This is a genomic window from Candidatus Dormiibacterota bacterium (assembly GCA_035532835.1).
GTDB lineage: Bacteria > Vulcanimicrobiota > Vulcanimicrobiia > Vulcanimicrobiales > Vulcanimicrobiaceae > DAHUXY01.
In genome coordinates, this window is record DATKQG010000046.1 from 1 (window position 1) to 4,940 (window position 4,940).

Here is a 4,940-nt window from a genome sequence, read left to right on the forward strand (position 1 = left end):
CCCGCCTCGAGGCGCTGACAAGCGTCCAGTCGGGCGATTTCGGGTCGGCTCATCGTCAGAAGCTCCATCAGGGGAACTCCGACGGCCAACCCGGACATCTCTACTTGGGGGAAAACCGGACATTTCTATTTGGGGCCTACATATCGACAGGAGTCGCTTGCGGGCCGAGGGCCGCCGTGGTAGTATCGTCGGGTTGTCCCCAACTCTATTGTTGTTTCTGTGAGGATTGTTCGATGGCGAAGCGCTGTGACGTGTGTGGTAAAGGGCCGAAGACCGGCAACAACGTCAGCCACGCGATGAATAAGACCCGCCGTCGCTGGCTGCCGAATCTGCAGTCGGTGCGGGTCGTCGTTCGCGGCACCCACAGTACCGCCAAGGTCTGCACCTCGTGCCTGCGCTCCAAGCGGGTCACGCGCGCGGTCTAGAGCTTAGGCTCACATAGCCTTTCGAACGGCGGCCCGCCACGCGGGTCGCCGTTTTTTGTATTGCGCAGAAGCCGCCCGGTTGTTTGGCAGCTGGGCGTGTCGCCAGCACGCGCTGATCCCCCGTTCGTCTTGGCGGTAAGGCGCCGACGCGGGAAGAGAACGGTAGGAGCCCGGCGATTCGTTACCCGGCTCGGCTCTCTGATGAAAGCGTGGTAGAATCATGGCGATGACGGCACAACCGTTGGGGCCGCGCGTCTCCCGGCTCGAAGGAGCCTTCGAGCAACTCGACCAGCGCCTGGGCGACCTGCGCTCCAATTTGGATGCGCGCTTCGCTCAAGTCGACGTTCGTTTTATTCAGGTGGAGAACCGCCTCGACGGGCTCGACCGCAAAATCGACGGCCTGCGATCGGACGTCGACCAGAAGTTCCTCTGGATGATGGGCATCATGTTCGGAAGCTGGGTCACCATCATTCTGGCGATCTTCTTCCATCGCTGACACGCGATCGCGTACAGGAGCGACCAGGCTCCTGGTTGCACTTTCCGTTGGCAATGAACTTGCTCCGCATGGGGACCACGAAGACCCTCTTCGCCTCGCTCTTAGTCGCGGGAGTCGCCTTAACTGCCTGTGGCGGCGGGGGCGGTGGAGGCGGCAACCCCATCCCGCTTGCGACCAACACGCCGGCCTCGGGCCCGACGGCTTGCCCTGCCGGCTACACCGGCACGGCCCCCAACTGTACGCCCGCGCAGACCTCTTCGGTGACGACGGCGACGGGCACCGTCGTTGATGACGGCACGGGCGCGCCGCTCGCCGGCGTCCCGGTCAAGCTGGAGCCGTGGGCTCCGTGCGGCGCAACCCCTCCACCAACCTCGATCACACCGGAGAGCGATGGCTGCCCAACGCCTCTCCCCTCGCCCCAGGCGACCACGGCCGCAAACGGTACGTTCACCCTCGGTAATGCGCCCAACGGGCACTATCTGCTCGTGATCGGTACCGATTCGGCCGCCTCCACCGGCACGGTGCAAGCGACGGTACATGACAACATCACCCTCACCGGCGGCCCGCAGGCGCTCAAAGCCCCGACGCTGCCCCCGGTGCCGACTGTAACCCCGCCCGCATGGGAAACCAACGGCGACTACCGGATCGCCACGCTGAACGCCACGACCGAGCTACCGTGCTTCCAAGCATGGCAAAGCGAACGCGCCACCAACGGGCTGGCGGCCGGAACGAATGACGAATGGCTGCTGGAAAACGTGCGGGCCATCAATGCATATTCACAGACTGCGGGAAGCGCCTCGGCGCCTTGGCCGGGCAATGCTAACGGCACGGTCACGAGTGGCAGCGACGAGGTTAGCGGCGGGTCCGCGTGCTCGGATATGGTTAACCCGTCCTTCACAGCCGGGGTAAACGCTTACGCCACCGATCCGCGTTCTGAATGGTTCGCTGGGCAGTATGTATATGCGACGGGATTGGGAGTCGGCGAGTTTCCGATCGACCCGCGCTCGTTCACCGATCCCAACGTGCCGGTCTGGCCGTAGTCCATGCTGGCGATCAAAGTTCGGGTAATCCTTCGATGGCTTCGCGAAGATGGCTGGTTGCTCGAACGGCAACCGGGGACGAGCCATCGTCAGTTCCGGCATGCCACGAAACCGGGAATAGTTACGGTGAACGGGAACAACAACGACGACATTTTTGGCGGCCTGCTCGATAGTATCGCGAGACAGGCCGGATGGGCGAAAGCCGACTTGAGGGTTCGCAAGTGAAATACGCCGTCGTCATTGAGAAGGGGCCCCACAACTACGGAGCCTACGTTCCCGACCTTCCCGGCTGCGTCGCAACCGCCAAAACAGCGGAGCTTGTTCAACAGCGGATCGAAGCGGCGATCGTAGCTCATGTATCCTTGCTTCGCGAGCGTGGGGAATCGGTCCCAGCGCCCACGACGATCGCCATATATGCGAGCGTCGCGTGAGCCGGTGCATCGCGTTCTCGCGTTAGTGATTCGGTGGCCCACCACCGCCATTCAGTTTGCAGATGCGTTTTTCTGCAGGCGTCGGTGTCGGCCCGATAAGCGGGACTGCCGAGGCGACGCTTTCGTTTGGCACGCCTAATCCAGCAAGATTGCCCTGCGTGATATTGTAGGGCCCCGGCACGTCTATCGGGTTCGGCAACCCGCCATAGAAGTACCATTGCGCGTATATCCCCGTATAGCTACCGACGAAAGATTCCGTGCACGTCGTCATATCCGTATATTCGAAGCCCAGGGTTGTGCCGTGAGGAACGTACGCAAAGTGCGCTACCCATTGGCCCGTATCATCAACAAACGGCGGTTCGCACCAATGCGTAATGAATCCGAAGATATCCGTCGATTGACAATTCGTCTTCCAGAAATACAGGTCATAGCAGTACCCGTTTACCCCGAGCCATGAATTGCCGCTATTCGGGCACGACTGCTGAACCACGACGTGGGTAAGTCCGTGGTCGATCGCCGGTGACGTTACACCATCGGTAATGCCGATGCTGCAGCCGACGTTGCCCGTCGGCGTGCTTCCAGCGGTTAGCGGCAACGCCGTCTCCCAAATATTGCGCGGCGGGCTAGTTGGATACCACGCACCAGGCGAAACGTAGGAGTTGCAGTTGATGGGCATACTGAAAGTCTTTGGTTGTCCGCTCGGCTCCCATAGCGCGATTCTTGCGCTTGCTGTCGGGACTCCGCCTGAAAGGTAGCATCCGCTCGCATCAACGCTAATACCGAGCGCCGCCGCGGCGGCTGGTTCAGGAAGATCCGGTATCGTCGAACCGAATTTATAGGCGAACGCGTAACAATTCGCGGTTCCGGCGTTTGCAACGCCGCCTCCTAGCGCTCGATTGAGGATCTCCGCAAGATCGAAACCCGTATCGCGAACGTACGCCAGGGGCGCTCCATTTGCGCCCATGGTGATTTGCTGGGGCCAGCTTTGCATCGGTTGGGGAGGTTTGGCGATGCCGATCGCGATCGTTACCGGCGGCTCGCCCGCGTATTGGCTTGCGATGACGATCGCGCAGGCGCCGCCGGCGTTATAGCCGCTCGCCGCAACCACCGGGTCGACGCCGAGTTGCACGATCGCGGTATCGCTCCACGCGCTCGGAGCACTCTGCGATACCCAGCGCGTGCGCGCGATGCCGGCGCACGTGTCGGAGAGTACGTTCGGCCGCAACGCCTCATTGTCGTCGGACTTCTGCAACGACACTAAACGTTCGCCGTGGCCGGTCGGCGCCGGCCATGCAAGCGTCGCCGGCGATGCCGTTAACGCGCCCCGCACGTGAACGCTCGCCACCGCGTGTTGCGCGTATGCGTCGACGATATCGAGGCTGCAACCGCCCGCGTTCGACGGGGCGATCGGAAACGGCGCGGGCGCGTCGTTCATACTCTGCGCGGAGCTCGGATACGAATACGGCGTACCGCCAGGCGGCGGCGGTGCGAGGCTCGTTTCGCTCGCATCGTGCGGTACCTGATACGGCAGCGGAACGTTTGCGTAGCCGGCCGCGCCCCCTCCCGAACATCCGAACCCGGTGGCAGAAGCGAACCAATGCGTGTAGCCCCATTCGGTCGCGTTGAGGATTTGCTTCGGCGCACTCGGCCAATCGAAGATCAGCGCGGCCGGCGTGAGCAGCGGCGCGCTGGGCGTCGGTGACGCATTCGGCGCGGCGCTCGCGGCAGCGCTCGTGCCGCACGGCAGGCTGCGCGTGTCGCGCGCGCCCGCGGGTACCGCGAACGCGAGCAGCAGCCCGCCCGCAGGGCACGGCGGCTGCACGGCAATCGTCGTGAAGCTCGGGTGACCGCTTGCATCGATCGCCGGATACGCTGCAACTCCGGTCGGGCGCCCTGTCGAACTCAAAAAGAGTGCGAACGGCGGCTTTCCCAACGTTTTCTCGCTCACGCTCGCATCGCCGGCGACGCGCATCGTCCCGCTTGGATGGACGGCTCCATCGGCATTCGGACGTCCGCTGTAAACATCCAACGTGAATCCCGGCAACGCACCGCCTCGTCCATCGGTTCGCGGAAGAAAGACCAGCGTCGCACCGTTGCCGCTCGTCGACGCAAGCGCGAGTGCAGCTGCGATCGAAGCATCGTATCCGTCAACCGACGAGCGCAGCGCACCCGGGCGCATCGCGAGCGTCCAGACGCCTCCGGCTACCGCCAGCAGCATGATGATGCCGACCGCAACCAGCATTTCGATCAGCGTAAATCCGCGCTCTCCCGAGTGCACGTACGAGCGAGTGCCCCACTAGACGCCGCATCAGACGTCCGTGCGGTGACGGAACGCTGCAGTAGTTCCCTCTGTGGGGAACCTGTGATTTTTGTGCAATCGGCAGGATGCCGACTTCCTTTGAAAGTTGCACAAAAACGCAGGAGTAGGAGACGCGCAGATACCGTGGTTTGGTGTCAAGCGGCGGTGCCCTCAACATAGGGCCGTCGGCTCTTGAGGACCGCGTAGACGATCGTGAGCATCTTCCGCATGGGAGCAGCGACGACGAGC

General features: G+C 62.9%; 6 protein-coding genes. 5 read left to right on the top strand and 1 reads right to left on the bottom strand.

Annotation, left to right across the window (positions count from 1 at the left end; translation table 11 throughout):
- The first annotated feature begins 233 nt into the window (after positions 1–233).
- From rpmB to VMW12_06180, 5 genes are all read left to right on the top strand, one after another.
- Positions 234–425, top strand: a complete 192-nt coding sequence (rpmB, locus tag VMW12_06160) for a 50S ribosomal protein L28 (protein ID HUZ49313.1) — start codon at positions 234–236, stop codon at positions 423–425.
- Positions 426–651: 226 nt separating this feature from the next.
- The gene (locus VMW12_06165) at positions 652–921 is read left to right on the top strand and encodes a hypothetical protein (GenBank protein ID HUZ49314.1); all 270 of its coding nucleotides are present in this window, start codon (positions 652–654) and stop codon (positions 919–921) included.
- A gap of 53 nt (positions 922–974) precedes the next feature.
- Positions 975–1,961: a hypothetical protein gene (locus VMW12_06170; GenBank protein HUZ49315.1), complete on the top strand. Its 987-nt coding sequence runs from the start codon at positions 975–977 to the stop codon at positions 1,959–1,961.
- Positions 1,962–1,964: 3 nt separating this feature from the next.
- Positions 1,965–2,186, top strand: a complete 222-nt coding sequence (locus tag VMW12_06175; protein HUZ49316.1) for a type II toxin-antitoxin system HicA family toxin — start codon at positions 1,965–1,967, stop codon at positions 2,184–2,186.
- A complete protein-coding gene (locus tag VMW12_06180; GenBank protein HUZ49317.1) occupies positions 2,183–2,392 on the top strand; it encodes a type II toxin-antitoxin system HicB family antitoxin in 210 nt (69 codons plus the stop codon). Before VMW12_06175 ends, VMW12_06180 begins: the two co-directional genes overlap by 4 nt.
- 22 nt (positions 2,393–2,414) lie before the next feature.
- On the opposite strand, the gene VMW12_06185 is transcribed toward VMW12_06180, so the two are convergent.
- Entirely contained in the window at positions 2,415–4,670 is a 2,256-nt protein-coding gene (locus tag VMW12_06185) for a prepilin-type N-terminal cleavage/methylation domain-containing protein (GenBank protein HUZ49318.1), read from the bottom strand.
- Positions 4,671–4,940: the final 270 nt, after the last annotated feature.

What these genes read in the sequence shown, in the direction of transcription:
- rpmB (HUZ49313.1), top strand. Translation starts at nt 234, where the DNA reads ATGGCGAAGCGCTGTGACGTGTGTGGTAAAGGGCCGAAGACCGGCAAC.
- VMW12_06165 (HUZ49314.1), top strand. Translation starts at nt 652, where the DNA reads ATGACGGCACAACCGTTGGGGCCGCGCGTCTCCCGGCTCGAAGGAGCC.
- VMW12_06170 (HUZ49315.1), top strand. Translation starts at nt 975, where the DNA reads ATGAACTTGCTCCGCATGGGGACCACGAAGACCCTCTTCGCCTCGCTC.
- VMW12_06175 (HUZ49316.1), top strand. Translation starts at nt 1,965, where the DNA reads ATGCTGGCGATCAAAGTTCGGGTAATCCTTCGATGGCTTCGCGAAGAT.